This window comes from Ruminococcus bromii, from assembly GCF_928721825.1.
Taxonomy (GTDB): domain Bacteria; phylum Bacillota; class Clostridia; order Oscillospirales; family Acutalibacteraceae; genus Ruminococcoides; species Ruminococcoides bromii.
Genome location: NZ_CAKMVP010000003.1, coordinates 818,203 through 844,303 on the forward strand (window position 1 = coordinate 818,203; position 26,101 = coordinate 844,303).

The following is a 26,101-nucleotide window of genomic DNA, read 5'->3' on the forward strand; positions in this document are numbered from 1 at the left end:
TTTTATGTTATGCACAAGTTACGGTATGTTTTTTGTAGATTTTGTCAATATATCGTGCATTTTCATTATTCTTAAAAAGCAATTATTTTGCGGTATATTTCAGGTATGCTGATGTTTTTTTGTTAAAAAATAAACCTCATATGGGTTTTGGATTAAGAAATAATTCAGCAACAATAAGGATAAATAAACCGCAAAAGGCACATAACCGTCACTGTTTTCGGTTATGTGCCTTTTTGTTTTTGCAGGGCTGTTTTTACAGCCCATTGAGGTTTGCAAGAGTTTTACCGCTCATAAGGTTATCAATAGCAAGCCAGTACTCGCTGCCACTTGTAATTCTCATATATTCTGTTTTTTCGGGTTACCCCAACTATTGACATTGAGCCTTTTTCAGTTGTTATCTATTTTGACAAAGCCTCTGCCCTTTATTGCACCTGCTGTTGTTACAATAATAAAGGCATTTGGGTCAACATTTTTGATTCCCGAAGTGATTTTGTAAACTTCCTGCGGACGGACTGCACACATAATAACCTTTTTTTCTTTTCCGCTGTATGCGCCCTCGCCGTCAAGATATGTGACACCTCGCTTGAGGTTCTTCATAATGTCCATACTGACTTCTTTGTAGTTGTCTGTTACAACAAACATCAATTTGCCGTTGCCTCTTGAAGTACCGTAGCTTACAGCATCAATTACCTTTATGCTGATAAAAATTACAAGCAAAGCATAAAGCACATTTTCAATGCTGTGATATACAAAGAATACCATTAAAAGAACGAGAATATCGGACACAAGAATTATTGTACCAGTTGAAATGAACGGAAAATGCTTGTGAAGATTGAGGGCGATGATGTCTGTTCCGCCCGTTGAACCGCCTCGGTAGAAGATAAGACCGAGTCCGAGTCCGTTCAGAACTCCGCCAAAGCCTGCCGCAAGGATTGTGTCACCTGTGTATGCGGGCAAAATCGGCGTAAGAACATCAATCATAACAGACACAAGTGCCGTTGCAACAAGGGTTCTTGTCAGAAAGCCTTTTCCGTTTTCGATAAATCCCCAGATGAAAAGCGGAATGTTCATTACAAAAATCATAATACCTATCGGCAACGAGAACATATAGTTGAGCATTGTTGCCACACCGGTAAGTCCACCGGGCGCAACATTGTTAGGTGATGTAAACATTGCTACCGATATGCCGTAAAGAACTGCTCCGGCGAAAATTACAAGATAATCAAAAAATAGTGTTCCTGCCTTTGCAAGACAGGAATTCGGTTTTAAATTCGTTTGCATAAAATCACTCCCCGAAACGAGTATGTATAATTATTTCAAAAAGCTCATTTATTCTGCTTTGGTCTTTGTTTATTTGCAGATAGCCGAAAAGCGCTTCAAGTCCCGTTGCACTGTGATAGTCGGCAACAGAGCCGTTTTTCGGGGTGCATTTAGGTGCGGCATTTCTGCCGCGCTTGTAAACGGCAAGCTCCTTTTCGGTTAGAGTCGGCATAAGAATTTTTGCAAATTCAGCCTGACTTTTGCAGTTTACAAGCGAAACTTTTATTTTGTTGAGTTCTCCGACACTGCGGTTAGCCTTGCGGACAAGGTATTCACGCACAAGCAGGTCATATACACCGTCACCCACAAAGGCAAGTGTGAGCGGAGAAATTTCATCGGCTAATGAATGAACAGATGTGTTTTCCATATTAACTCCGTATTATGCAATATCAATCCATAAAGTCAAATTCAAGCTCATAAATCGAAACAGTGTCGCCGTCGGAACAGCCCTTTTTGCGGAGTGCGTCAATTACACCGCCGTTTATGAGAACCTTTTGGAAGTAGTTAAGGCTTTCGTAATCGTCAAAATTGATGCCCTTCATAACCTGCAACAGCCAGTCAGCCTCAACGGTATAGATTCCGTTGACATTCTTAATTGTGACAGAATGGTCGTCAAAATCTTCAACGGTCACAATCGGAGCAGGCTCTGCCTCATAATGAGTGATTGGCGGAAGCTTTGAAAGCATTTCCTGAATCTTTTTGAGGAGCGGATCAACATCATAGCGGATTGCCGCCATAATCGGGAAGAAATCGTAGCCCTGATCTTCAACAAACTTCTTGAAGTCTGCAATTTGCTCATCGGTTGCCATATCGCACTTATTGCCTGCAACAACCATCGGACGCTCGGCAAGCTCGGGATTGAACTTTGCAAGCTCATTGTTGATTGTTATGAAATCCTCTTTCGGATCTCTGCCCTCACTGCCCGAAACATCGACAATGTGAACGAGCATACGGCAACGCTCAACATGGCGGAGGAACTGATGTCCAAGACCTGTACCCTGCCATGCGCCTTCGATAAGTCCGGGAATGTCAGCCATAACAAATGACGAACCCTCGCCCATTGACACAACTCCGAGAACGGGCGTTATCGTTGTGAAGTGATAGTTTGCGATTTCAGGCTTTGCCTGTGAAACCACGGAAACAAGGGTGCTTTTTCCGACATTTGGGAAACCTACAAGACCGACATCGGCAAGAAGCTTGAGTTCAAGAACAACATCAAACTCTTCACCCGGGAGTCCCGGTTTTGCAAAACGGGGAACCTGACGGACAGGAGTTGCAAAATGTGGATTACCCCAACCGCCTTTACCGCCTTTTGCAACAATGTAGGGTTCATCACCCGAAACATCGGCAAGGATTCTTCCGCTGTTCTCCTCTTTTACAACAGTTCCGACAGGAACACGGATGATGAGGTCTTCGGCATTTTTACCGCGGCATCTGCCGCCCCTGCCGTTTTCGCCTTTTTTTGCGGCATATTTTCTTTTGTAGCGGAAATCGGCAAGCGTTGAAAGGTTGGAATCGGCAACAAAAACAATGTTACCGCCTCTGCCGCCGTCACCGCCGTCGGGACCGCCTGCCGCTACATATTTTTCACGGTGAAACGAAACGGCACCGTCACCGCCGTCACCGGCTTTTATTTTAATTTTCGCTGTATCTACAAACATATTTTTCTCCGTAACAGTTTTGCTGTTCAAAATTATCAGTACAAATGTAAAGATTTTCAGACTTGTTTGTTATTAGTATAAACAAAAATGTAAAAAATAAGGGCGGATTTAAAATCCACCCTCATAAATTTTGAGATTACTGCTCAACAGGATAAACGCTTGCACGCTTTCTGTCTTTGCCGACACGCTCAAATCTTACAACACCGTCAATCTTTGCGAACAGTGTATCGTCAGAGCCTTTGCCTACATTTTCACCAGGGTGAATATGTGTGCCTCTCTGCTTTACAAGGATGTTGCCTGCGAGAACCTTCTGACCGTCTGCACGCTTAACGCCAAGACGCTTTGATTCACTGTCACGGCCGTTCTTTGTAGAACCCATACCTTTTTTATGAGCGAATAACTGAATGTTTATTTTAAGCATTACCTTACACCTCCGAAAATTTAACTTTAATATGATTTTTGTACTGCTCGGAAAGAGCAGTTAAGTGAAGCTTTAAGCCTGAGAGTATGTCACAAGCCTTTAAAGCATCATTCGGTGACATTCTTACTTTCATAAGTCCGTCATCCTCGGTAACCTGCGCATTGATATGCAAAACCTCGGTGATTGTGTTTGCAGTCATATATGCGGCAGAACTGATTGCCGCACATACAATATCGTTGCCCTCTTCGGCATAGTCGGAGTGACCCGATATTTCAAAACCGCAAATTATATCATCTGATTTAAAAAATGTTACCGTAGTCATTTTCAGGCTTCGATTGAAGTAATCTTAACCTGTGTGTAAGGCTGTCTGTGACCCTTTGCTCTCTTTTCGCCCTTCTTAGGCTTGTAAGTGCAAACTCTGATTTTTTTGCCTTTACCGTTCTTTACAACTTCACCTGTAACCTTAGCACCCTCAACGAGCGGTGTGCCAACCTTGATGCCGTTGTCTGTGCCGACTGCTACAACATCAAATGTTACTGTGTCGTTTGCTTCTGCGTCAAGCTTTTCGATGAAGATAACCTCATCGTTAGTTACCTTGTACTGCTTGCCGCCTGTCTGAATAACTGCGTACATTTTAGTACCATCCTTTACATTGGGCTCGCTATGTGCAGGTGGAACGAATCACTTAAAACCCACAATATGCGGCTTATATACTATATCACAAAGGAAACTCGATGTCAACAATTTTCCCGATATTTTTTAAATATTAAAGCTTGTTCTGAATTTTGCACGCCTTGAGAGTGTTTTTCATAAGAGTTGAAATTGTCATAGGACCTACACCGCCCGGTACGGGAGTGATAAACGAGCATTTTTCCTTGACATTTTCAAAGTCAACATCGCCGCAGAGCTTGCCGTTTTCATCCCTGTCCATACCGACATCAATCACAACCGCACCCTCTTTTACCATATCGGCAGTTACAAACTTCGGTCTGCCGACTGCGGCTACGAGTATATCTGCCTGTGAACAGATTTCAGCAAGATTCTTTGTTCTGCTGTGACAGATTGTTACCGTGCCGTTTTCGTGGAGCAAAAGCATTGCCATAGGCTTGCCGACTATGTTACTTCTGCCGATTACAACGCAGTTTTTACCGCTTACTTCAATGTTGTAGGAGTGGAGCATCTCCATTACGCCTGCAGGCGTGCATGGAAGAAAATCATACTCGCCGAGCATAATTTTGCCGACATTTACGGCATGGAATGCGTCAACATCTTTAAGCGGACTGATTGCCTCAATAACAGCCTTGTCATCAAGGTGTTTCGGCAACGGAAGCTGAACAAGAATACCGTTGATATCCTTCTTATTGTTGAGAGTTTCAACAAGGTTTAAAAGTTCTTCCTGTGTTGTTTCGGCAGGGAGTGCATACTCCTCAGACTTAAAGCCTACAAATTCACAAGCCTTTTTCTTGTTGTTTACATATACTCTTGACGCCGGATCGTCGCCTACGATTACTACCGCAAGACCCGGTGTTATTCCGTGGGTTTCTTTTAACTCAAGCGTCTGCTTTTTTACTTCTTCCTTTACCTGTGCCGATACCTTTTTTCCGTCGATAATCTGCATAGAAAGAATCCTCCTTTTTTCTGTTGATAATTAAGAATACAATACCTGTTATAAAAATTACTGCCGAAAGAACCTGTGACACCCTTATGTCTGCTCCGAAAACTTGGAACGGAAGATAAAGGCTGTCTGTTCTGAGTCCTTCAACAATGGTTCTTTCAAATCCGTACCACACAAGGTACATAAAGAAAATCTGTCCCGAATACTTTTGCTTGTATTTTCCGTAGAAATGAAGAAGTACAAATCCGAGCAGACACCACATTGATTCATAGAAGAAGCATGGGTGAACTCCTATGTTGTCTGTTCCCTCGCTCAGCATTCTCCACGGCAAATCCGTGGGAGCGCCGTATGCCTCCTGATTCATAAAATTGCCCCATCTGCCTATTCCCTGTCCGATAAGAAAACCGACCATTGCAATGTCAAGAACAGGCATAATCTCCATTTTTTGTATTTTGGCAACGGTCAAGCCGCCGAGCAACGCACCGATAATTCCGCCGTAAATGGCAAGTCCGCCGTTATTGATGTAGAGAATTTCAATCGGATTCTGTCCGTAATAGTCCCATTTGAAGAAACAAAAATAGAGTCTTGCACCGATAATTCCCGTTATTATTCCTGCGAAAATGCAGTTGATAAGCTTTGAACCGTCAACCTTGTAACGGGGAGCACTTTTCCACGCATAAAGTACGGCAAGCAGAAGTCCGCAGGCTATGATTATTCCGTACCAATAGACCTTGTAATCACCGATTGAAAATGCAATCGGGTTAATATCAAATTCCCAGCCAAATCCGGGAAACTGTACATGATAAGGCATAATTACACCTCTTCGGGCTGTTTTACAACAGACAAAGTACAGTTATTGACATCGAGCATCTCGGCAAGTCTTGCGTTGATATCCTCAAGCCTTGCGTTTGCAACCGCGTCAATATAAGTGAAAATTTCATTACCCTGCATTTCATAGTCGATGATTGAATTTGAAATTGCACTTACTGAGTTGAGAGATGAAACCGAATCGCCATAAACAGACTTCCTTGCAATTTCAAAGTCCTCTTTGTCAATACCGGTTTTCTTAATATCCGAGATATACTGCTTAATCATTTCAGCCGCCTGCTTCGGCGCTCTTGATTCACCGCCGAAGATTACCGAGCAGTAACCGGGACCTTCAAAAAGCTCGTAAGAAAAGCTTGAATTGATAAGATTTGAATCCATAAGCTTTCTGTAGAGTGTGCTTGTATTTGACGCAAGCGCAGAAAGCAGAATATCCGTGCAGGCAAGCTGATTTTCGTTAAGAGGCTTGTCCGCCTTTTCTTTGAAGCCAAGGTTGAACAAAGGCATAGAAACAGGAAAAGTCTGCTCAATATAAGGCTCTTTGATTTCATAAGGCTCTGTTTCAAAATAGTTTTTGATTTCCTTCTTCTCACAAGGCTTGAGCATTTTGTCGGCAACCTTAAGAACGCCGTCAACCGTTACATTACCTGCAACGCAGAGAACCATATTATTAAGGTTGTAGAAAACATTATAAACTTCATAAAGCTTTTCGGCTGTAATTTCCGCAATTGTTTCAACCGTACCTGCAATATCAATTTTTACAGGGTGATTGTGGTACATACCCTCAAGCATATTGAACATTACTCGCCAATCGGGAGAGTCGTCATACATTTTGATTTCCTGACCGATAATGCCCTGTTCCTTTGCAACTGTCTGAGCCGTAAAGTAGGGATCCTGAACAAAATCGAGAAGAATTTCAAGACTTTCGTCAAACTTGTCCGTACATGAGAAAAGATAGCAGGTTTTTTCAAAGCTTGTATATGCGTTTGCATTTGCGCCTGTTTTTGCGTATCTAACAAACGCATCACCCTCTTCACTCTCAAAAAGCTTGTGTTCAAGGTAATGGGCAATACCGTCGGGAACTGTGATTATGTCGCCGCCGTTTACGGAAAATTTTGTGTTAATACTTCCGTAGCGTGTGCCGAAAATTGCATATGAGGAAGTGTAACCCTCTTTTGGATAAACAAAAATTGTAAGACCCGACGGGTGTTCAACTTTATAATAGCTGTCGCCTGCAATTTCCGATTTAATTTCTGTAATATTCATTCTGTCCGCCTCCCTTACTTATTTTTGAGAACATAAACCGTATCAAGCAAGAGCTTGTTTGCGGCATTTACAATCTGTTCCTTGGTAACGGCATTTACCTCTGCGGAAACTTCTTCAACAGTTTCAAGGTCGCCGTTAAAGATTCTTCCTGTGTACCAGTTTTCAATACCGCTTACGCTGTCACTGCTTGACTTGAATGAATTAACAACAGCAAGCTTTGTTGCCTCAATTTCAAAATCCGTAATTTCGCCGTTTTTCATATCATCAATTTCTTTGAGAATAGCTTTTTCGGCTTTTTCAAGATTTTCGCCCTCAACGCCGCTGTTGATGTACATTATGCCCTTAATTGAATCGTAGGCAGATGAGCAGTAGTAGCAAAGGCTCTGTTTTTCACGAACATTGTTAAAGAGTTTTGAGCTTGCAGTACCGCCGAGAACAGCGCACATAAGTCTTTCGGCAACCGCCTCGTCATCTCCTGCGGAAATCTGTGTTCTGAATCCCATAACAAGCTTTGACTGTGAAAGCTCCATTTCCTCTGTAATATGTTTTTCTTTGGAAACATTCTTGACAACATCGGTAGATGAAGCCGCAACATTTCTTTCGATATTTGCAAATGCCTTTGTAAAAACTTCCTTTGCCTTGTCGGCAGGGCTGTCGCCTATATAGAGAATCTCAAATTTTGCGGTTTTGAGAAGATTCTGCCACGCCCTGTAGAGTGATTCGGCAGTTGCGGCCTTGATTTTTTCGGCAGTACCGTAACGCTTGGTTCCGAAAACCTCATCCTTGCACATATGTTTTATAAGCTGTTCCATTGCATAGATTCGCTTTTCGTTAAATTCAGAATCAATCACATCAAGAAGCTGTCTGCGTTCCTGTTCAAGTTCACTTTCGATAAAAGCGTTGTCCTTGACATTCGGCTCAAAAATCACACTGCACAAAAGCTCCGAAAGCTCTTTTGCAATGCTGACATCATCAAGAGAATATCTGTCATCAAGACCCGAAACGGAAATTTTAAGCACCTGACTTTCACCCAGTTTTGAAAGCGATGAAGTGAGATCCGCACCGTAAAGTGAACTGAGTTTTTTGCTGAGAACAGTAAAATCGGGATATTTTTTGCATGAACGAACAAGCAATCCGCCCACAAGCGCATTTTCCGACGCTGTTTCGATAGAAAGCGGAACAACAATGTTCACGCTGATTTTCATTGTTTTAAAACGGCTGTCTTTTATATTAGTAAAGAATACACCGTCTGCAATTTCATTTCTGTTGATGAAATTCATTTAATCAACTCCGTTTTCAGATTATCAGTCATATTGTATCACATTTTGATTTATTATAAAAGGGATATAAGAAAAAATAGCGAATATATTCATTTTATTCAAAAAGTATTTCCTCCGTGGTTTAAAATATTAAATCACGAGGCGCCCCTGCTATTGGCACAGAGCCTTAACAAAGCCTTATTTAAATACTTTTATCTTATAAAGCAGAGTCGGGAAAACAATGTTTTTGCATCAAACAAACTGTCTTCCCGACCGAAATTTCAATTTTAAATTTTTAATTTGTCAATCACACTTCCCTGTTCGGATCGGTGTTTTTCTGCTTAACAGGAGCTTTTGTAGCATCTTTGTCGGTAAATCTTGCAAAGATTGAAAGCGTTGTGAGAAAACAGATGAGAATGTACAAAAGAAGTGCAATTACAGAAGCAAGGCTGATTGTATAGCTTACCATTGTGAGAATTGAAAGCACACCGAGCAGACAGCAAATGATTGAAACGATATTCTTCATATTGCGTTCTTTGTCAAGAGCGCAGAAGAAAAATCCTGCAATCGGGATAATGAAGAAAATCGGCATAAAGAGCGAATACTTAAAAACCGCATCATTTGAACCGCTGAGTCCCCACACAGACATAATATCGAATACCGAATATGAATGAAGTACATTTTTTTCGTCAATGTACTGGAAATACGGCAACGCACAGAGTACGATTTCGACGAGATAAAGCACACAAAGTGTGATTCTTAATTTTTTTCTTGTTTTGTTTTCGGGCATTTTAAGCATTTTGTTCCTCCGAGATTTTTTAAAATCATTTTTAAATCATCAATATGTTACATTGTAACACAAATTATTCAGTTGCACAATAGAAATTTTAGTGTTATAATTATGACTAATGTACACAAAACACTGTATTCGTACATTGCTTTATTCTGTGCAAAAAGGAGATAATATAATGGGATACATAAATGAATCCGTAATTTACAATATTTATCCGCTCGGTTTTTGCGGAGCACCAAAGGAGAATGATTTTAAGCAGGAATACAGACTTGACAAAATTTACGGCTGGATTGACCATATGAAGTCAATGTCGGTAAATGCACTTGTTTTCAACCCTGTTTTTGAAAGTTCAAAACACGGCTATGATACTATTGATTATAAAAAAATCGACTGTCGGCTCGGTGACAACGAATCTTTCAAAAAAATTTGCAAAACACTTCACGATAACGGTATCAGAATTATGCTTGACGGCGTTTTTAATCATGTGGGAAGAGATTTCTTTGCTTTCAAAGATGTTCGGCAGAACCGTGAAAATTCAAGATATGCGTCTTGGTTTGAAAATTTAAACTTCCGGAACAACAGCCCGTATAATGACGGTTTCAGCTATGAGGGCTTGGCAGGTTACTACGACCTTGTAAAGCTTAATCTCCACAATGACGAAGTAGTAAACTATCTTCTTGACTGTGCAAGATTTTGGATTGATGAGTTTGATATTGACGGACTTCGCCTTGATGCGGCTGACTGCATTGACATTGAATTTTTCAAAAAATTAAAAAATGTTTGCAAAGAGAAAAAGTCCGATTTCTGGCTCTACGGTGAGATTACCCACGGCGATTACAATCATTGGGCAAATCCCGATGTGCTTGACTCGGTTACAAACTACGAATGCTACAAAGGCATTTATTCAAGCCATAATGACCACAACTATTTTGAAATTGCTCATTCTCTTAACAGACAGTTTGCTAACGGCGGTATTTACAGAAATATCTACACATATAATTTCGTTGATAACCACGATGTAAACCGTGTTGCAAGTATGCTTAAAGACAAAAATCATCTCAACAATGTTTACACAATGATGTATACAATGCCCGGAGTACCGTCAATTTACTACGGAAGTGAATTCGGCATTGAGGGTATGAGAACTGCCTACAGCGATTACGAGCTTCGTCCATGTCTTGACCTTGATTCCATCCCGAATCCGAACTATGAACTTCTTGAGCATATCAAAAAACTCGGTGTAGTAAGACTTGCACTCGAAGCTCTCAAGTACGGCGATTTTGAAAACATAAATATTCAGAATGAAAAGCTTGTATACAGAAGAAAAACCGACAATCAGACTGTTTTTGTTGCATTTAACCTTACAGACCGTGTTGAAAGAATCGGTTTTGACACAGGCTGCAACGCAAAGCTTACCGATGTTCTCAACGGCAACGAAGTTATAGATGTAAACGGCTACTATGAAATTGAAATGCAGCCGTATCAGTCGAGAATTCTTGTTGTGAATGACGGCAGTTTCAAGGTTGATTTCAATGCAGACAACAAAGAATGTAAGGCGGTTGAAGCTCCTGCAAATGAAGAAACTCCTGCCGAAACAGAAAACTGTTGTGAAAACAGCTCGGACAATGCCGAAAATACGACAAAAGAAATCAAACCGGGTATTTACCTACATTTCAAGGGCGGCGAATATGAGGTTATCAACTTTGCAACCCACAGCGAAACAGGTGAAAAACTTGTAATTTACAGAAATCTCCACAACACAAGTGAAGTGTGGGCAAGACCTGTCGAAATGTTTGCCGAAAAAGTTGATGTTGACGGCAAAGAAACAGACAGATTTACTTTTATAGGTTGACAATAAGCGTAAACAAATGATTAAAAAGACCGAATATATTTTTTATTCCGGTCTTTTTTTGTGTAAAAATACTACTTTTAATCGGCGATGACAAGATTTGACTATATTTTTGCAAATAGTGTGTTGAATAAATCACATAATATGATAAAATAGACATATAGACATATGTTGTGTTATGACTGAATTTTTGTTTTTTGAGAGGAACTTAGGGGGATTAAATGTTATGTTGAGGGATTTAAAGCCAACCGATAATGTAGGTGGTTTCGATGTCAGACCCGGAAACTTCCTTTTAAACGGTGCAACAACCGTTTCCGGCGGTGTAAACTTTACTATTCATTCGGTTTATGCCATTGAGTGTACATTGCTTTTATTCAGACCTTATGCAAAATTTCCGTATGCAAGGCTCAGATTTCCGGATTCTTACAAAATCGGCAACACCTATTCAATGCTCGTGTTCGGTCTTGATGAGGTTGATTTTGAGTATGCATATTCCTTTGACGGTCCGTATGTACCCGAAAAAGGCATTATTTTTGATAAAAAGAAATACATTCTTGACCCATACGCAAAGGCTGTAATCGGTCAGAGCGGCTGGGGTAAAAAACAGGAGCATGAGGGTGTTTATAAGGCAAGAGTTGTAAACAGCGACTATGACTGGGGCAACTGCACTCAGCCGAAGCTTCCGTTTGAAGAGCTTATTATTTATGAATTGCATGTAAGAGGCTTTACTCAGGACGGCTCCTCAGGCGTTAAAAACAAAGGCACATTCGCAGGTATCCGTGAAAAAATCCCCTATCTTAAAGAACTGGGCATCAATGCCGTTGAAATGATGCCTATTTTTGAGTTTGACGAAATGGGCTCATATCGTAATTATGACGGTCGTCAGCTCTACGATTACTGGGGCTATAACACCGTATGCTTCTTTGCTCCGAACACAAGCTATGAGAGCGACCACGAGCATCATCACGAAGGCAGAGAGCTTAAACAGCTTGTTCGTGAGCTTCACGAAAACGGAATTGAAGTTATCCTTGATGTTGTGTTCAACCATACAGCAGAGGGCAACGAAATGGGTCCATATTTCTCGTTCAAGGGCATTGACAACAACATTTACTATATGCTCACTCCGGACGGAAAGTATTACAATTTCAGCGGCTGCGGCAATGTTCTCAACTGCAATCAGCCGATTGTTCAGCAGTTTATACTCGACTGTCTGCGTTATTGGGTAACAGAATACCGCATTGACGGTTTCCGTTTTGACCTTGCGTCGATTTTGGGAAGAAACGAGGACGGTACTCCTATGGATAAGCCTCCGCTTCTCAAAAGCCTTGCGTTTGATCCGATTCTCGGCGGAGTAAAGCTTATTGCAGAGGCGTGGGACGCAGGCGGACTTTATCAGGTCGGCAGTTTCCCGTCATGGAACAGATGGGCTGAATGGAACGGAAGATACCGTGACGACCTCAGAAAATTTCTTAAAGGCGACAGCCATCTTGCATGGGATGCGGCTCAGAGAATTACCGGCTCAAGAGATTTGTATGACCCTACCTACAGAGGCTACAATGCGTCGGTAAACTTTCTTACCTGTCATGACGGATTTACGCTTTACGATATGTATTCATACAACGAAAAGCACAATCTCGAAAACGGCTGGAACAATACTGACGGCGCTAATGACAACAACAGCTGGAACTGCGGCGCCGAGGGTGATACAAACGATTACAATATCAACAAACTGCGTATCAAAATGGTAAAAAATGCTTTTGCAACCCTTATGTGCAGTCAGGGACCTGCTCTTTTCCTTGCAGGTGATGAATTTTGCAACACTCAGTTCGGCAACAACAATGCTTACTGTCAGGACAACATTATCTCATGGCTTGACTGGACAAGAAAAGAAAAGCATAAAGATGTATTTGAATTTTTCAAATATATGATTGCTTTCAGAAAGAGATTCCACATTATTACAGACAGCAGAGGCAAGGCAACATGCAGTTATCCGCCTGTCAGCATCCATTCAAATGTTGCGTGGAGTGCCAAGTATTACGATGATACAAGAATGATTGGCGTTATGTACGCCGGTGCAAGTCTTAAACAACAGGGACTTGACGAGTTTGTTTACTTTGGCGTCAATGCTTATTGGGATTATGTAAATGTTGAGCTTCCCGACCTTCCCGAAGGATACCACTGGAAGCTTTATGTAAACACAGGCAACGAGCCGCAGGATGTAATCCTTGAGGACAGAAATGTTATTCTCTATGACAAACGAATTAATATGGCAGGCAGAAGTGTCATTGTTGCTGTCGGAGAAAGATATTAATTATAAGGACAATTTCTTTGTTTAAGAAAACCGCCCCTACACGAAAATGTGTGGGGGCTTTATGTTTTTATAGGTTTCGGATTTTCTGCGTGTAACGGCTCTGATTCGTGCAATAAGTTCCTTTGCGACAAACGGCTTTGTAACATAATCGTCAGCACCGCTGTCGAGTCCGAAAACCCTGTCGTCAATTTCACTTTTTGCCGTAAGCATGATAACCGGCAGGTCAAGTCCCTCATGACGGATTCCTTTCAAAACTGAAATTCCGTCAAGCAACGGCATCATTATGTCGAGAATTGCGCAATCATAGTCACCGCCGAGAAGATAATCAAGCGCATCTTTTCCATTATAAACAGCGTCAACCGAGTATCCGTTATGCTTTAAAATTGCCGTGAGAGCCTTTGAAAGCTCTTTTTCATCCTCTGCAAGTAAAAGTCGCATTTGGTAACCTCCCGAATGTTTTCTTATTCTATTATATATTTCGAATCTTAAACAAGGCTTAAATGTTTCTGTCAATAAAAGTATACAAAGCTTTTTAATCCCTGTCAAATTGCATAAATAAAAAGTTTATTCCTTGAAATATCGGTGAAAAGTTTGTATAATTAAAGTGACAGTATTTTTAAGGAGAATATTTATGCAAAGAGAAAATTTTAAGTCGAGGACAGGTTTTCTCCTTGTAAGTGCAGGCTGTGCGATTGGCATAGGCAATGTCTGGCGTTTTCCGTATGTTACGGGCGAAAACGGCGGCGGATTGTTCGTGCTTTTTTATCTTGCATTTCTTGTGCTTATGGGAATTCCCGTTCTGACAATGGAGCTTGCAGTCGGCAGAGCAAGCAGAAAAAGTGCCGTATTAAGCTATAAAACACTTGAAAAGCCAAAGAGCAAATGGCACATTCACGGTTGGCTGTGTATGATAGGCTGTTACCTTTTGATGATGTTTTACACGCCTGTTTCGGCTTGGATGTTAGATTACTTCTATAAATTTGCAACGGGAACATTTAAAAGCGGAATGAACTCAGAACAGGTTTCGGGAGTGTTTAACGACCTTATGACATCGCCTGTTGAGATGATTATATGGCTTGCGATAATCGTTGTATTCGGATTTTTTGTATGCAGTCGAGGACTTCAAAAAGGCATTGAAAAGGTCAGCAAGGTTATGATGATTGCGTTGCTTGCGCTGATTATCATTCTTGCAATCAACAGTATGATGCTTTCAAATGCGGGAGAAGGCCTGAGTTTTTACCTTGTTCCCGATTTCGGAAAGGTTAAAAATGTAGGACTCGGCAAGGTAATCACATCTGCAATGAGTCAGGCGTTTTTCACACTCGGACTCGGAATCGCATCAATGGAAATTTTCGGCAGTTATATGAACAAAGACCGCACACTTTACGGTGAGGCTGTTCAGATTTGTGCATTGGACACTTTTGTTGCAATTGTTGCCGGACTTATCATCTTCCCTGCTTGCTTTTCATTTGGCGTTCAGCCCGACCAAGGACCTGCCCTTATTTTTGTGACGCTTCCGAATGTTTTCGTAAATATGACGGGCGGTCGGATTTGGGGTACGCTTTTCTTTCTGTTTATGACATTCGCAAGCTTTTCAACGGTTATTGCCGTGTTTGAAAACCTTGTTGCTTTTCTTACCGACACATTCGGCATGAGCAGAACAAAGGCGTCAATAATCAACGGAATTATTATGTTCTTTGCGTGTCTGCCGTGTATTTTCGGATTCAACATTTGGAGTGACTTCAACATTCTCGGCAAAGGTGTGCTTGACCTTGAGGACTTCGTTGTCAGCAACCTTCTTCTTCCGATTGGCGCAATGGTTTATCTCCTGTTCTGCACAACAAAATTCGGCTGGGGCTTTGACAATTACTTTGAAGAATGTAACACGGGTAAAGGTCTTAAACTTTCAAGAGTGCTGAAGCCGTACCTTAAATACGCACTCCCCGTGCTGATTGTTATTGTGTTCGTTCAAGGCTTTATCGGGTAGGATTAGCAATCCACTACGGCTCAAATTGTGCAAATTTGTACAATGTTACATTCCTATAAAATAACATATAAAACTAAAAACTGTACAACCATATTCGGCTGTACAGTTTTTTGTTATCTTGTGTTACCTTTTAGACGTGGATTTGTTTTTGTAACATAACCGTCAAACCAGTTGCTACACTTACGCTCGGGCATAGTATGCTTTTGATATTGCAAACTATCTGCACGAATCGGGAAAGCCGACAACCAACTCGGCTATTTACGGTTACAAGAAAGACCCGAACAACAAAAATCATTGGCTGATTGATGAGGAAGCGGCTACAGTCGTCCGCAGAATTTTCCATTTCACAATAGAAGGCTGCGGACCTTATGACATAGCCCGCACGCTGTTTGATGACAAGGTTGAAACCCCGGCTGTTTACTTTACAAAAAAGGAATTGGAATAAGGAAAAACAAAAAGGAGTTTACCCACCCGTTCAGTTGGAGCGGATATGTTGTCCGCAGTATTCTTGCAAAACAGGAATACTGCGGAGACACCGTAAATTTCCGTACGCACAAGGAATCATATAAGGACAAAAGCTCAGTGAAAAATCCGCAGGAGAACTGGCTGATATTCAATGACACGCACGAAGCAATCATTGACCGAGAAACTTGGGAGCTTGCTCAGAAACTGACAAAAACGCCGAGACGTGTTGACACCACCGGAGTGGCGAATCCGCTGACGGGTCTTGTTTATTGTGCCGATTGCGGTGCAAAGATGTATAACCACCGATTTTTCCGAGCTTACTACGCCGATGATAAATGAGTTTATCGACAAAATTTTAGTTCACGCTCCGTATTATATTGACGGAGAACGTATGCAGGAGGTTGAAATCTATCTCAATTTCATCGGCAAGTTTGAAATTCCTCAACCTCAGCTGAGCGAGGAAGAAATTAAGCGGCAGAAGCAGCTGAAACAGCCCGTCTAAAAAGCAGGGAATGCTATCAGTTGATAAAGGCGAGAAAACACAAGGTTGGCGAGCCGTTTTCACTTAGCTGCAAGGGCTGTGACAAGGTATTTGAATCCAAGCACAGCAATGCTTTGCTAAGATTGTGCAGGCTCAGTCAACAGATCACCACCAACCCTGCGTGAAAGGCTGATAATCATCAACTATCATATTCGACACACTCAAACCGGCAAGTGGAGCATAACGGATTATTCAAAGTCTGTAAAGGAAACTTTGGCGCGGTATAAAGCCGCCGTAAAGCAGATAAACGAAAAGAAAAATGAACGGAAGGGACTTCAAAATGAAAAGAAATCCACTTCCGTTTTTAATATCGCCGCACAGTGAGATTGACGGCAAACTGAATGATGAAATCAATGTGCAAGCTGCCCGTGAATATGCCCGCCGCCGTTGCAACCAAACTCAGACGAGAAATACAATGCGGCACGAACACAAGAGAAAAAACAATAGTTTACCGTTAAAAGGAAATTTAAATATTTTTTCAAGCTTGAACAAGAAACGGATTACGACACCTTGCTGTATTGCAGTTTTGCGTTAATCAGATTTTCGTCATGATTATACAACGAGGCAACTTTTCAATGTCCAAGTAATTCAGCACTAATTATGCTAAACCAACATTGTTATTTATTTGACCAATTTAAATATCTTGAATTTAATTAAATTTGACTTCTGACATTATTTTTTGAGGATATAAAGATGATACCAAATAATACGTTCTGTTTCTAATATCGGTGGAATCATAATTGAGAAATTGTTCAGAAGAGATAGGAACGGGTGCAATAAACGTTTTTTGTTCACCTTTTGAAAGTTTAATATACATTCCACAATCATTGTAATACATAACGAGCGGGTAATAAAATTGTAATGAAAAAGCACCTGATTCAATATGAAAAGCTGTTAAATCAACAGTTATTTCATCATCTGTTGTATTGGAAATTATAATTTTTATTAAGCCAAGATTCAAATCTTCACTTTTCAAATAGTCAGAATTTTCTTCCAAATATTCTGATAAATCATCATCATTCATAATGTCCATACGCTTAAGCATGTATGTATCTGTTATAGTGAATTTTGCATTTTGACAAACAAATGAATCGCCCATTTTATATACAACTTTTTCGTTTTGCGGATATTTTGAATTGATACTAAAAAACCTAATGACACCACATATACATAATACTGTTACAATAAGGAGCGTTACAATAACTTTTAAATTATTTTTCTTTCTCATAAAGACTATCTCTCCTGATGATTTTACCCTGCGCTAATTCTATAGTTTCGTCGCAAAGAGCGTTAATCTGATTTTTGTCATGACATGACAGCAACACAACTCTATCGGGAACTTTTGCGGACAAAATCATTTTTTTGACATTTTCACATGAAGCTTCATCCAACGCATTAAAAGGTTCATCTAAAACAAGTATTTGAGGGTCTTCCATCATCGCTGCTGCTATTCCAAGTTTTTGTTTCATACCAAGTGAATATTTTCGGAAACTCTTCTTTTCGTTTGGGTCAAGCCCTACCATTCTCATAGTATCCACTATTTTTTTATCGTCTATTTTCTTTTGTATTTGAGCGAGAATTTTCAAATTTTGAAAACCGGAGTACTCAGAAATGAACCCCGGATTTTCAATTAAAGCCCCAACACTATCAGGAAACGATATGTCTTTTCCTATGATTTTGTTATTTATTTTTACAAAACCACTGGTAGGTAAAATCAGTCCGCAAATTGCACGCATAAGCATAGTTTTCCCCGAACCGTTCTTACCTACAAAACCGTAAATTTTTCCTCCGGAAAGTGATAAATTTATATTTTCCAGTACAAGATTTTTTGATAACTTTTTTGTATAATTACAAATTTCTATATTCATAAATCTCTCCTACTTTAAATAATGTTTTTTCTTTTGATAATTGGCAAGCCTAAAAATAAACATATAACGATTATTAAAAAGGCAACCTCCAGTTCTGTATATATTGATATATTATTTATGGCGCAAAAATCAGTTCTTATCAACATTGAAAAGTTAAACGGCAAAAATTCGCTGCAATAAAACACAGATGTGGTCATAAGGCAGACTATCATCAAAAACGCGACAACAGGTCCAAATGTAATACTGATAATTGCATCAAATGTCATGTGACAAGTTGTAATCATCCAAGGTAACAGTACTGAGGAAATGAAAATTTCTGTCATACTTTTTCCATAAGTGCTTAGCTCCAAAAATTCTTCAGTTATTAAACTGTTTTGAGTTAATGAAAAATTACCGGAAAGCAATGTAAAAGCTGTCGAAATTACAAAAAACAGTAAATAGTACAAAGTTGAAGAAACAACACACCAAACTATTTTACTCAACCACCATAAATATCGGGATTTTACCCGCAAAATAAAGGTATCGGCACTTGTCTGCAAATCGTTTGTAATGTATAATCCCACAAACAAATAAGGAAGTACATTAAAAGAAAACCACGTTATGGGAATATCTACACCCTTATTTGCCTCCGGATCAAAAGGGTCACATCCGGCAAAAACATTCATAAAAAAATCCAGAACACCGCAGTCTACAACCGAATTATAATCACTAAAATATAAGCTAATATTATGCCAATACACGAAATCAATAAATATGAACAGCAACGCAGCAAAAATAAAAAATTTACGATTATGTATGATTCCCTCTGTTATATCATGCGAAAGCAAACGAAAAAAAAGACGAACTTTCAATTTAAAAAATCCTTTCTTTTCATGAACAATAAATTTAGTACGAATACTATAATTGTCCCAAAAATCAAGAGCCAAAAGTCAATATTCCAATCACCATCAAATGAAACTGCAATACATGTTGTGACCGTCACTAAGAACGGAAATACTTTGTTTATTATACAGCCAAAAGCACATATTAATTCAGAAAAAAATATTGTAGGAATTAAAAGACATACAAAAGTTTTCATCACTACTTTTGCAAAGCTTACATTGCTTATGCATCCTTCACACAGATAATAATAGCTTTCATATGAATTCCAATTAATTACTGTTCGTGAAAAAAATCTCGACATACCAAGAACTGCGACGAGGAATAAAATGCAAAAAGCCACAGAAAAAGCAAGAACTTTCAAACTATTTCTGACAACCAATGTATTTCTAAATCTAAAGCGAATATAGACATTTGTAAAGTTACTGTTTTTTTCGGAAAATATCGTTGAAAGTAATGCGGCGGTTGGTACAAAAAAGATAGTTGTCGTGTGACCCCCGGCGGCTTCCACAAAATCTGCCATACATATGTTGTCTGTTATATCCATCATATTTTTTTTTAAAAAAGCAAAAAAGTAAAACAATACAAAACTGCAGAGTAAACAGAAAACAACCAAATATTTAAAATATGTCATTGCAACAAAAGTTTTTCTACACGCTTTAAAAAACATCTTTTTTCGCTCCAATAAAATAATACGGAAAAAATGAAAGGCAAAAGAAAATCAAAAATAAAATTGTTACAGAAAAGGTAGTCCCACTTTCACTTGTAGTCGTGACAAGATTTCTGATACTGTAGGCATCAAATCCCAACATTTCAAGACAAAATGATGAAAAAATGTAAATGAAAAAAGGAAAAACAAAAGTCACAAATTTTCTGTTTAAAAAGAATGTAATAAACAATGACAAACTTGCTGTTACTCCCGAAAACAAAAATGTGATAAAAATATATATCGATGTATATAATAACGGTTGCACATAAAACAAATCAGCCCATTTATAAGCAGGATATATGTTAGTAAATGTATAAGATGCTTCAGGAAGCATTGTTGGTAAAAACATTGAAGAAATGAGAAAACTAAGAACCATTGGAATAGCAACCACGCAACCACCACTTACGAAAACAGCTATGTATTTTGCCACAAGATAATATTTTTTCTTGGCACGAACGCACACATTCCTTGCATATCCCCTGTTTATATCATCATAAAAGGAACTACCAAATGGCAAAGTGGCGAGAATTGGAATAGCCATATAAAAAATGTTTTGCTGAAGATAGATATTATGACTGCCAATCCAGTTTGTATATGAAATTTCAAAAAATCCCATTAAATTTTCATCATTTAAAAATTCAGAATTCAACTGCACACAGTATGGTATTCTTTCAATCGAATACCATGTTACCAATGCTAATGAAATTAGCAAAGAAATTAAAAACAGCCTGTTTTTAAAACTTCTTTTCAGTTCGAATTTAATCATTCTTTGCATTTTATCATTCTCCATTTATTATTTTTCGGATTTGATGACTTGCATAGTTCCTTCTCCTAAAGGATTGCCTGAGAGCACTGTCATCAAATAAAGTTGGTCTTTGTACTCATTAAGTTGTTTGTCCTCAGCAACATATGCTACATTAACATTCAATTTTTTACCGGGTTCAAGTTTTTCTACAAAATAATTTTTTGAAGTCTTTTTCTCACTTGAATTAAAACTTCGTGCTTCGTTATATCCACCGTCTGTACCAAAATGCAAAAGTAAGCTGTTCAATGATACCTCCACATTTTCATTTCCTTTATTCATCATTGTAATGTTAAGCACTACATATGAATATTCATTTGTAATATTTCCTTGGCTATCTTTAATTTCATCCCAGTCCTCAAATGTGTCAAATTCGGGAAGTTCTGCTTTGTTTTTTGAAATGCTTATATCATTTAATTTAACATAAATGCTTGTTCTATCGTCGTACATAGTATCGTATTCAGCACCTTCCTCAAGCAGAACACAACTTTTTGAGCCCAACGCTGAATTTTCTGTGGAAGAGATATTACTTCCATTTGCAACCTGTGTGTTTTTTGCATCAGCATTAGTGTATATATCGTTGATGTCAATAATATCATTTTTTATCAAGTATAAGATGGAAACTATTATAGATGAAGCACAGATGATAATCAAAATAATTACGGTTGTTATTTTTTTATTCAATATATAAACACCTCTATAAGCAACTCCCTACCGCAGTCTAAAAGTCATGCTCTGCGTGCATATATAAAGTCAAAACTTCATTAAAAGGCACAGAGCATAACTTACAAAGCCACAAATATTTTATATGCTGTCAGGACTCCATGCTATGTGGTAACTCACAGCTTCCTTATTCATAATGTAGCCCAAAGTAGCATATTTATAGCCGTCTTCTTTAACATAGTTAGGCAAATAATAATATGTACTCTTTGGTAAATTTTTCATATTCTTAGTTGCCCCATTATAGCTCCATGAACCGTAATATCTGTCTACAGTTTTTACGGAGAAAGTATTCTTATTATTTGTACGCTGAACCCAAGCACTCAGAGAACCTCCTGATGTGCTCTTGTTTTCGCACCAAACAGATGTATAATCTTTCTTCTCACGCCAAATAGATCTGCACGGAGTACCTCCGTTGTTACTTCTCGCACTAATGTTGATAATTGTATCTGAAACATTACCGGCAGAGAATACTGAAAAAGTAAGAGCAGACATCAAAGAAAGAACGACCATACCCAACACAATCATCTTTTTTAGTTTCTTCATCTTTTATCTCCTGTTAATAAAAAATTAAAAGTTTTCAAGATTTGAAATATTAAAACACCGGACTCACTTCATCTCCATTATAGAATATAGTGGTTCAGTTGTCAAGACAAAAATCTAATCATTTTATAATGAACTGAACCGATATAGTAGAAGTGGTCTTTCATAATATTTATTATCCTGTTTGATAGGTTTTGGAACAACTACAACCTGTTTACCTGTGATTGTTTCCACCACTTCAATAAAGCTATAACCTTTAACCTCAATTAGATAATTGAGAGCTGTTGTACCTCCAATCCCACGAGAAAACCACATCCATTTTCCGTTTGAAATTTTCAAGCTATCGTGTGTTCGTGTGGTGTAATTGTTCTTATCAAGTCTTACAAGTTCGTGTGGCTCAAAGTTTTTAAGAATGGTTAGCAAGTTCATTTTCTTTGCTTCAAGCACTACTTTAGGGTCTATATATGGCACTTATTCATACCTCCATTTCTGTTATTTTATCGCAAAAAGAAAAGCCAAGAAATTTTTATTTCTTGACTTAACTCTTTTGCGTATTATTAAATTGCTTTGTTATTGCGAATATCATTGATTATCTTTGCAATGTTACAAGTTACCTGTCCTGAGCATTGGTGGATATCTTCATTAATTTTGCATTCTTCAACGATTGCAAAATCAACTTGCTTAACCAGTTCTCCTATAGATTTATTTTTCTTTGGATTAATACCAAACACCTGAGTAAACAAATTTCTTATATATCTTTGATTTCCTACCTTTTCGTTAGAAATTATCTCCTTTTCATTTGGTTTAATATATTTCTCATAAGCATCTTTATAATGCAAAAGTAAAAACAATTCAAATGCAGGATTAGATATACCAAGTATATTATTATTTTCTCCAAATGCTACAACTTCATCAAAATCCTTAACTTTTTCTTCGAAAATATCTGCATCAAAAAACGATAATCATCCTATCCATTTCAGCATCAAAAGATATATCTGAGTTAAGTTTTTGCTCCTCGGCAAACTCTATAAGTCTTCTGGGGAAAGATATATTCTTATCTTGTTGAGTCTTTTCGAGAAAGCGAATATCAATATTAGGATTAATTCCCAATTCTTTTTTATAGTCAACCAGCTTTTCGAAATACCACGTTTCAGTATTTGCACCTTCACAAATAAAGAAATACTTTCTATAAGGCTCTATAGCCTCATTTGTGTCGCTCTTTCTTTGATTCCAATTATAATAACTTCTTACCGGTGCCATATATTTATTCCTCCGTCAAATCAAAATTAGAAAACACAGGAATTGCACCATAACGCCCCTCAAGATAAGCTTTGCTCAATGTTTTATCATATCTTTCTTTGAACTTATCCAACGAATAAACATTACTTGTGTTATTTCCATCTCTTTCAACAAACCATATTTCATCACGTCTAAAAAGCTTTTGCTCCATAATAGATGCTTCGTGGGTTGTAAACAACAACTGAGTTTTATGGCCTTTATGGAAATTCATAAAAAGCTCAAGAAAATGTTCTGTAAGTTTTGGATGAAGACTTCTTTCTAATTCATCAACAACATAAATAATGTCATCGTTTTTGTTAAGTAACATATCGAGTAAATCGAAAATTCTTCTTGTACCATCTGATTCTTCATCGAAATTAAAATCATAAAATGATTTTCCATGATAGAGTTTCAAAGTAGATACAATCGGTTCATCGTCATCCAAAGTAACAGTAAAAAAGCTTTTGTCAGTTCTCATGGTCATTCGTGCCGAAGAATATAATGACTTGTGAGCCATCTTGTTTCGTATGTCCTTCATAACTAAATCAAAAACCTTAGCCGGTAAAGCTTTTCTAAATTCCTCAAAATCAGTTTTTTCAACTCTAACTTTATCAATACCAGTATCAAAGGTTTTTATTAATTTATTGATTAACTCTAAGGATGTTTCATCATTATAATATTGAAAGTTATCAAAAGAAGTATTAGGCTTAACGATAATTATGTTTTGTGATAACCAACTATAAACCTCCTTGAAGAAAACCAGCTTGGAGTCTTCAGAATATTTTTTGTTTCTATTCATTTCCGTAAGAAACAAAATTGATTCATTACCATCAAAATCATCAGTATATGTTTTGAATTTTGCTTCATCAATTTTGTTTAATTTTACATCTTCGCCCAAGTGTGGAAATTTTTCTTCTTCATTTCTTTCAAATAAACATTTTGCATTACCATTTTGATAAAGCTCATATAACCACTCAGATGTGATTCTTCGTTGATTTAATAAAGCCGTAAAACCATAAGCATAGAATTTATCACCAATCGTGAACTGAATTTCAAACGAGCTATTCTTATTTATATTTTCTTCCTTACATTTACAAAACCATTTTGTAGCTACCATAGGAATTGTATCATTAAGCGTACTTTTCAAAAACCAAAAAAAATCAATAAGATTAGATTTACCTGCCGCATTAGCACCATAGATTACTGCGTATTTAAGTATATTCGTACTTTTAATTTTAACCCTATGATCAGTGCCTTTTTGAATTTTTGTAGAAGAAATCATAGTCATCTCTGTTGGTTCAGAAAACGATTTAAAATTCTCAACTGTCACTTTAATAAGCATTATCAATCTCTCCTTCTTATTTAATATTGTAAAGGAGAATTACAAAAAAGTCAATATGTATCCGTTTATTTGGAGAAATTTTCTCTAAATGACCTATTTATCTCGACAAACTTAACCATAGAGCGATTGTTTTTGATGAATTTTACATTTCATCTTGTTCGCTTTCTTTTCTTGTATCTTGTTTTCGATTCACCCTCATCAGGCTCACCTGTAACAATCTCATTTTCTTTTTACAACTATCACCTCTTCTTAATTTTTACTAAAAATTGTTTTTATCACCTCACTTTGGTTATACGGTGAATATGTTATTGGTTTAGCATATATTTTTTGCATAGTGTTATTATATATCACATTATGCAAAGTTGTAAATATAATTTTGAACGTTGTTTTATTTTTGTAAAATCTGGCAATATAAAATACTTATATTTATACAAATTACCTGTTAATAGACTTTTACGACCTAAATTTGGGTATAAAAAAAGAGCCTACTGGCTCGTAACATAACTATTTATAATTCGACATACTTCTTTATGTATAATTTGTTTTGACTCATACGATGGTACACTTTTAGTGAACTACTCACCTGTTTCTGGTTGGATGTTAGATTACTTCTATAAATTTGCAACGGGAACATTTAAAAGCGGAATGAACTCAGAACAGGTTTCGGGAGTGTTTAACGACCTTATGGCATCGCCTGTTGAGATGATTATATGGCTTGCGATAATCGTTGTATTCGGATTTTTTGTATGCAGTCGAGGACTTCAAAAAGGCATTGAAAAGGTCAGCAAGGTTATGATGGTTGCGTTGCTTGCGCTGATTGTCATTCTTGCAATCAACAGTATGATGCTTTCAAATGCGGGAGAAGGCCTGAGCTTTTACCTTGTTCCCGATTTTGGAAAGGTTAAAGATGTAGGACTCGGCAAGGTAATCACATCTGCAATGAGTCAGGCATTTTTCACACTCGGACTCGGAATCGCATCAATTGAAATTTTCGGCAGTTATATGAACAAAAACCGCACGCTTTACGGTGAGGCTGTTCAGATTTGTGCATTGGACACTTTTGTTGCAATTGTTGCCGGACTTATCATCTTCCCTGCTTGCTTTTCATTTGGCGTTCAGCCCGACCAAGGACCTGCCCTTATTTTTGTGACGCTTCCGAATGTTTTCGTAAATATGACGGGAGGTCGGATTTGGGGTACGCTTTTCTTTCTGTTTATGACATTTGCAAGCTTTTCAACGGTTATTGCCGTGTTTGAAAACCTTGTTGCTTTTCTTACCGACACATTCGGCATGAGCAGAACAAAGGCGTCAATAATCAACGGAATTATTATGTTCTTTGCGTGTCTGCCGTGTATTTTCGGATTCAACATTTGGAGCGACTTCAACATTCTCGGCAAGGGTGTGCTTGACCTTGAGGACTTCGTTGTCAGCAACCTTCTTCTTCCGATCGGTGCAATGGTTTACCTCCTGTTCTGCACAACAAAATTCGGCTGGGGCTTTGACAATTACTTTGAAGAATGTAACACGGGTAAAGGTCTTAAACTTTCAAGGGTGCTGAAACCGTACCTTAAATACGCACTCCCCGTGCTGATTGTTATTGTGTTCGTTCAAGGCTTTATCGGGTAGGATTAACAATCCCCCACGGCT

At 38.3% G+C, this 26,101-nt stretch carries 28 protein-coding genes and 1 pseudogene; 6 read left to right on the forward strand and 23 right to left on the reverse strand.

All coding sequences use genetic code 11. The features are described from left to right. Positions 1-387: 387 nt before the first annotated feature. From QDI94_RS04140 to QDI94_RS04190, 11 genes are all read right to left on the reverse strand, one after another. On the reverse strand, positions 388-1,281 hold the full coding sequence (locus QDI94_RS04140) for a YitT family protein (RefSeq protein WP_176790103.1): 894 nt from the start codon (positions 1,279-1,281) through the stop codon (positions 388-390). Positions 1,282-1,285: 4 nt separating this feature from the next. Next, positions 1,286-1,687 (reverse strand): Mini-ribonuclease 3, encoded by a 402-nt coding sequence (locus tag QDI94_RS04145; protein WP_278867372.1) that lies wholly within the window; start codon positions 1,685-1,687, stop codon positions 1,286-1,288. A gap of 22 nt (positions 1,688-1,709) precedes the next feature. After that, complete coding sequence (gene obgE / locus QDI94_RS04150) at positions 1,710-2,981, reverse strand: GTPase ObgE (protein ID WP_278867374.1); 1,272 nt, start codon at positions 2,979-2,981, stop codon at positions 1,710-1,712. Positions 2,982-3,117: 136 nt separating this feature from the next. Beyond that, entirely contained in the window at positions 3,118-3,402 is a 285-nt protein-coding gene (gene rpmA / locus QDI94_RS04155) for a 50S ribosomal protein L27 (protein ID WP_015523724.1), read from the reverse strand. Positions 3,403-3,406: 4 nt separating this feature from the next. Then, entirely contained in the window at positions 3,407-3,724 is a 318-nt protein-coding gene (locus tag QDI94_RS04160) for a ribosomal-processing cysteine protease Prp (protein WP_278867378.1), read from the reverse strand. Positions 3,725-3,726: 2 nt separating this feature from the next. Beyond that, on the reverse strand, positions 3,727-4,035 hold the full coding sequence (gene rplU / locus QDI94_RS04165; protein ID WP_101029331.1) for a 50S ribosomal protein L21: 309 nt from the start codon (positions 4,033-4,035) through the stop codon (positions 3,727-3,729). 133 nt (positions 4,036-4,168) lie between these two features. After that, positions 4,169-5,020, reverse strand: a complete 852-nt coding sequence (folD, locus tag QDI94_RS04170; RefSeq protein WP_278867381.1) for a bifunctional methylenetetrahydrofolate dehydrogenase/methenyltetrahydrofolate cyclohydrolase FolD — start codon at positions 5,018-5,020, stop codon at positions 4,169-4,171. Next, the gene (gene lgt / locus QDI94_RS04175) at positions 4,953-5,828 is read right to left on the reverse strand and encodes a prolipoprotein diacylglyceryl transferase (protein WP_278474729.1); all 876 of its coding nucleotides are present in this window, start codon (positions 5,826-5,828) and stop codon (positions 4,953-4,955) included. The genes folD and lgt overlap by 68 nt, the downstream gene beginning before the upstream one ends. A 2-nt stretch (positions 5,829-5,830) precedes the next feature. Beyond that, entirely contained in the window at positions 5,831-7,108 is a 1,278-nt protein-coding gene (yfmH, locus tag QDI94_RS04180; RefSeq protein ID WP_178586172.1) for an EF-P 5-aminopentanol modification-associated protein YfmH, read from the reverse strand. Between the two features lie 14 nt (positions 7,109-7,122). Continuing rightward, positions 7,123-8,388, reverse strand: coding sequence for an EF-P 5-aminopentanol modification-associated protein YfmF (gene yfmF / locus QDI94_RS04185; protein ID WP_278867382.1), 1,266 nt, complete (start codon positions 8,386-8,388; stop codon positions 7,123-7,125). A 286-nt stretch (positions 8,389-8,674) separates the two neighbouring features. Next, entirely contained in the window at positions 8,675-9,166 is a 492-nt protein-coding gene (locus QDI94_RS04190) for a hypothetical protein (RefSeq protein ID WP_117519649.1), read from the reverse strand. A gap of 169 nt (positions 9,167-9,335) precedes the next feature. On the opposite strand from QDI94_RS04190, the gene QDI94_RS04195 reads away from it, so the two are divergent. Together QDI94_RS04195 and QDI94_RS04200 are read left to right on the forward strand one after the other, a co-directional pair. Next, positions 9,336-11,012 carry a DUF1653 domain-containing protein gene (locus QDI94_RS04195; RefSeq protein WP_278867386.1) on the forward strand — a complete coding sequence of 559 codons (1,677 nt, stop codon included), beginning with the start codon at positions 9,336-9,338 and terminating at the stop codon, positions 11,010-11,012. A 223-nt stretch (positions 11,013-11,235) separates the two neighbouring features. After that, a complete protein-coding gene (locus QDI94_RS04200) occupies positions 11,236-13,320 on the forward strand; it encodes a glycogen debranching protein (protein ID WP_278867389.1) in 2,085 nt (694 codons plus the stop codon). Between the two features lie 63 nt (positions 13,321-13,383). Here the strand turns inward: QDI94_RS04200 and QDI94_RS04205 are convergent. Then, a pseudogene (locus QDI94_RS04205) lies at positions 13,384-13,758 on the reverse strand (response regulator); the annotation flags it as partial. 193 nt (positions 13,759-13,951) lie between these two features. Here QDI94_RS04205 and QDI94_RS04210 point away from each other — a divergent pair. The 3 genes from QDI94_RS04210 to QDI94_RS04220 all read left to right on the forward strand — a co-directional run bounded on the left by QDI94_RS04210 (position 13,952) and on the right by QDI94_RS04220 (position 16,274). Next, a complete protein-coding gene (locus tag QDI94_RS04210) occupies positions 13,952-15,307 on the forward strand; it encodes a sodium-dependent transporter (RefSeq protein WP_278867390.1) in 1,356 nt (451 codons plus the stop codon). A 441-nt stretch (positions 15,308-15,748) separates the two neighbouring features. Then, positions 15,749-16,111: a recombinase family protein gene (locus tag QDI94_RS04215; protein ID WP_242958589.1), complete on the forward strand. Its 363-nt coding sequence runs from the start codon at positions 15,749-15,751 to the stop codon at positions 16,109-16,111. Then, entirely contained in the window at positions 16,044-16,274 is a 231-nt protein-coding gene (locus QDI94_RS04220) for a DUF4368 domain-containing protein (protein ID WP_242985671.1), read from the forward strand. The genes QDI94_RS04215 and QDI94_RS04220 overlap by 68 nt, the downstream gene beginning before the upstream one ends. Positions 16,275-16,962: 688 nt before the next feature. On the opposite strand, the gene QDI94_RS04225 is transcribed toward QDI94_RS04220, so the two are convergent. The 11 genes from QDI94_RS04225 to QDI94_RS04275 form a co-directional block, all read right to left on the reverse strand. Then, positions 16,963-17,541, reverse strand: coding sequence for a hypothetical protein (locus tag QDI94_RS04225; protein ID WP_015524126.1), 579 nt, complete (start codon positions 17,539-17,541; stop codon positions 16,963-16,965). Continuing rightward, complete coding sequence (locus QDI94_RS04230; protein ID WP_015524127.1) at positions 17,525-18,181, reverse strand: ATP-binding cassette domain-containing protein; 657 nt, start codon at positions 18,179-18,181, stop codon at positions 17,525-17,527. Before QDI94_RS04230 ends, QDI94_RS04225 begins: the two co-directional genes overlap by 17 nt. A gap of 14 nt (positions 18,182-18,195) precedes the next feature. After that, positions 18,196-19,107: a hypothetical protein gene (locus QDI94_RS04235; protein ID WP_153045010.1), complete on the reverse strand. Its 912-nt coding sequence runs from the start codon at positions 19,105-19,107 to the stop codon at positions 18,196-18,198. Next, positions 19,029-19,730 carry a hypothetical protein gene (locus QDI94_RS04240; RefSeq protein ID WP_278867397.1) on the reverse strand — a complete coding sequence of 234 codons (702 nt, stop codon included), beginning with the start codon at positions 19,728-19,730 and terminating at the stop codon, positions 19,029-19,031. Before QDI94_RS04240 ends, QDI94_RS04235 begins: the two co-directional genes overlap by 79 nt. Continuing rightward, the gene (locus QDI94_RS04245) at positions 19,720-20,544 is read right to left on the reverse strand and encodes a hypothetical protein (protein ID WP_278867400.1); all 825 of its coding nucleotides are present in this window, start codon (positions 20,542-20,544) and stop codon (positions 19,720-19,722) included. The genes QDI94_RS04240 and QDI94_RS04245 overlap by 11 nt, the downstream gene beginning before the upstream one ends. An 18-nt stretch (positions 20,545-20,562) precedes the next feature. Then, positions 20,563-21,255, reverse strand: coding sequence for a DUF4352 domain-containing protein (locus QDI94_RS04250; RefSeq protein ID WP_101070937.1), 693 nt, complete (start codon positions 21,253-21,255; stop codon positions 20,563-20,565). A 120-nt stretch (positions 21,256-21,375) separates the two neighbouring features. Beyond that, positions 21,376-21,837, reverse strand: a complete 462-nt coding sequence (locus tag QDI94_RS04255; RefSeq protein WP_278867403.1) for a DUF2712 domain-containing protein — start codon at positions 21,835-21,837, stop codon at positions 21,376-21,378. A 123-nt stretch (positions 21,838-21,960) separates the two neighbouring features. Continuing rightward, on the reverse strand, positions 21,961-22,305 hold the full coding sequence (locus tag QDI94_RS04260) for a hypothetical protein (protein WP_181980373.1): 345 nt from the start codon (positions 22,303-22,305) through the stop codon (positions 21,961-21,963). Positions 22,306-22,391: 86 nt separating this feature from the next. Beyond that, positions 22,392-22,775 carry an RloB domain-containing protein gene (locus tag QDI94_RS04265; protein WP_278868704.1) on the reverse strand — a complete coding sequence of 128 codons (384 nt, stop codon included), beginning with the start codon at positions 22,773-22,775 and terminating at the stop codon, positions 22,392-22,394. Positions 22,776-22,782: 7 nt separating this feature from the next. After that, positions 22,783-23,094 carry an RloB domain-containing protein gene (locus QDI94_RS04270; RefSeq protein WP_278867408.1) on the reverse strand — a complete coding sequence of 104 codons (312 nt, stop codon included), beginning with the start codon at positions 23,092-23,094 and terminating at the stop codon, positions 22,783-22,785. A 4-nt stretch (positions 23,095-23,098) separates the two neighbouring features. Beyond that, positions 23,099-24,454 carry an AAA family ATPase gene (locus tag QDI94_RS04275; protein ID WP_015524132.1) on the reverse strand — a complete coding sequence of 452 codons (1,356 nt, stop codon included), beginning with the start codon at positions 24,452-24,454 and terminating at the stop codon, positions 23,099-23,101. A gap of 570 nt (positions 24,455-25,024) precedes the next feature. On the opposite strand from QDI94_RS04275, the gene QDI94_RS04280 reads away from it, so the two are divergent. Further along, the gene (locus QDI94_RS04280; RefSeq protein ID WP_341460958.1) at positions 25,025-26,080 is read left to right on the forward strand and encodes a sodium-dependent transporter; all 1,056 of its coding nucleotides are present in this window, start codon (positions 25,025-25,027) and stop codon (positions 26,078-26,080) included. Positions 26,081-26,101: the final 21 nt, after the last annotated feature.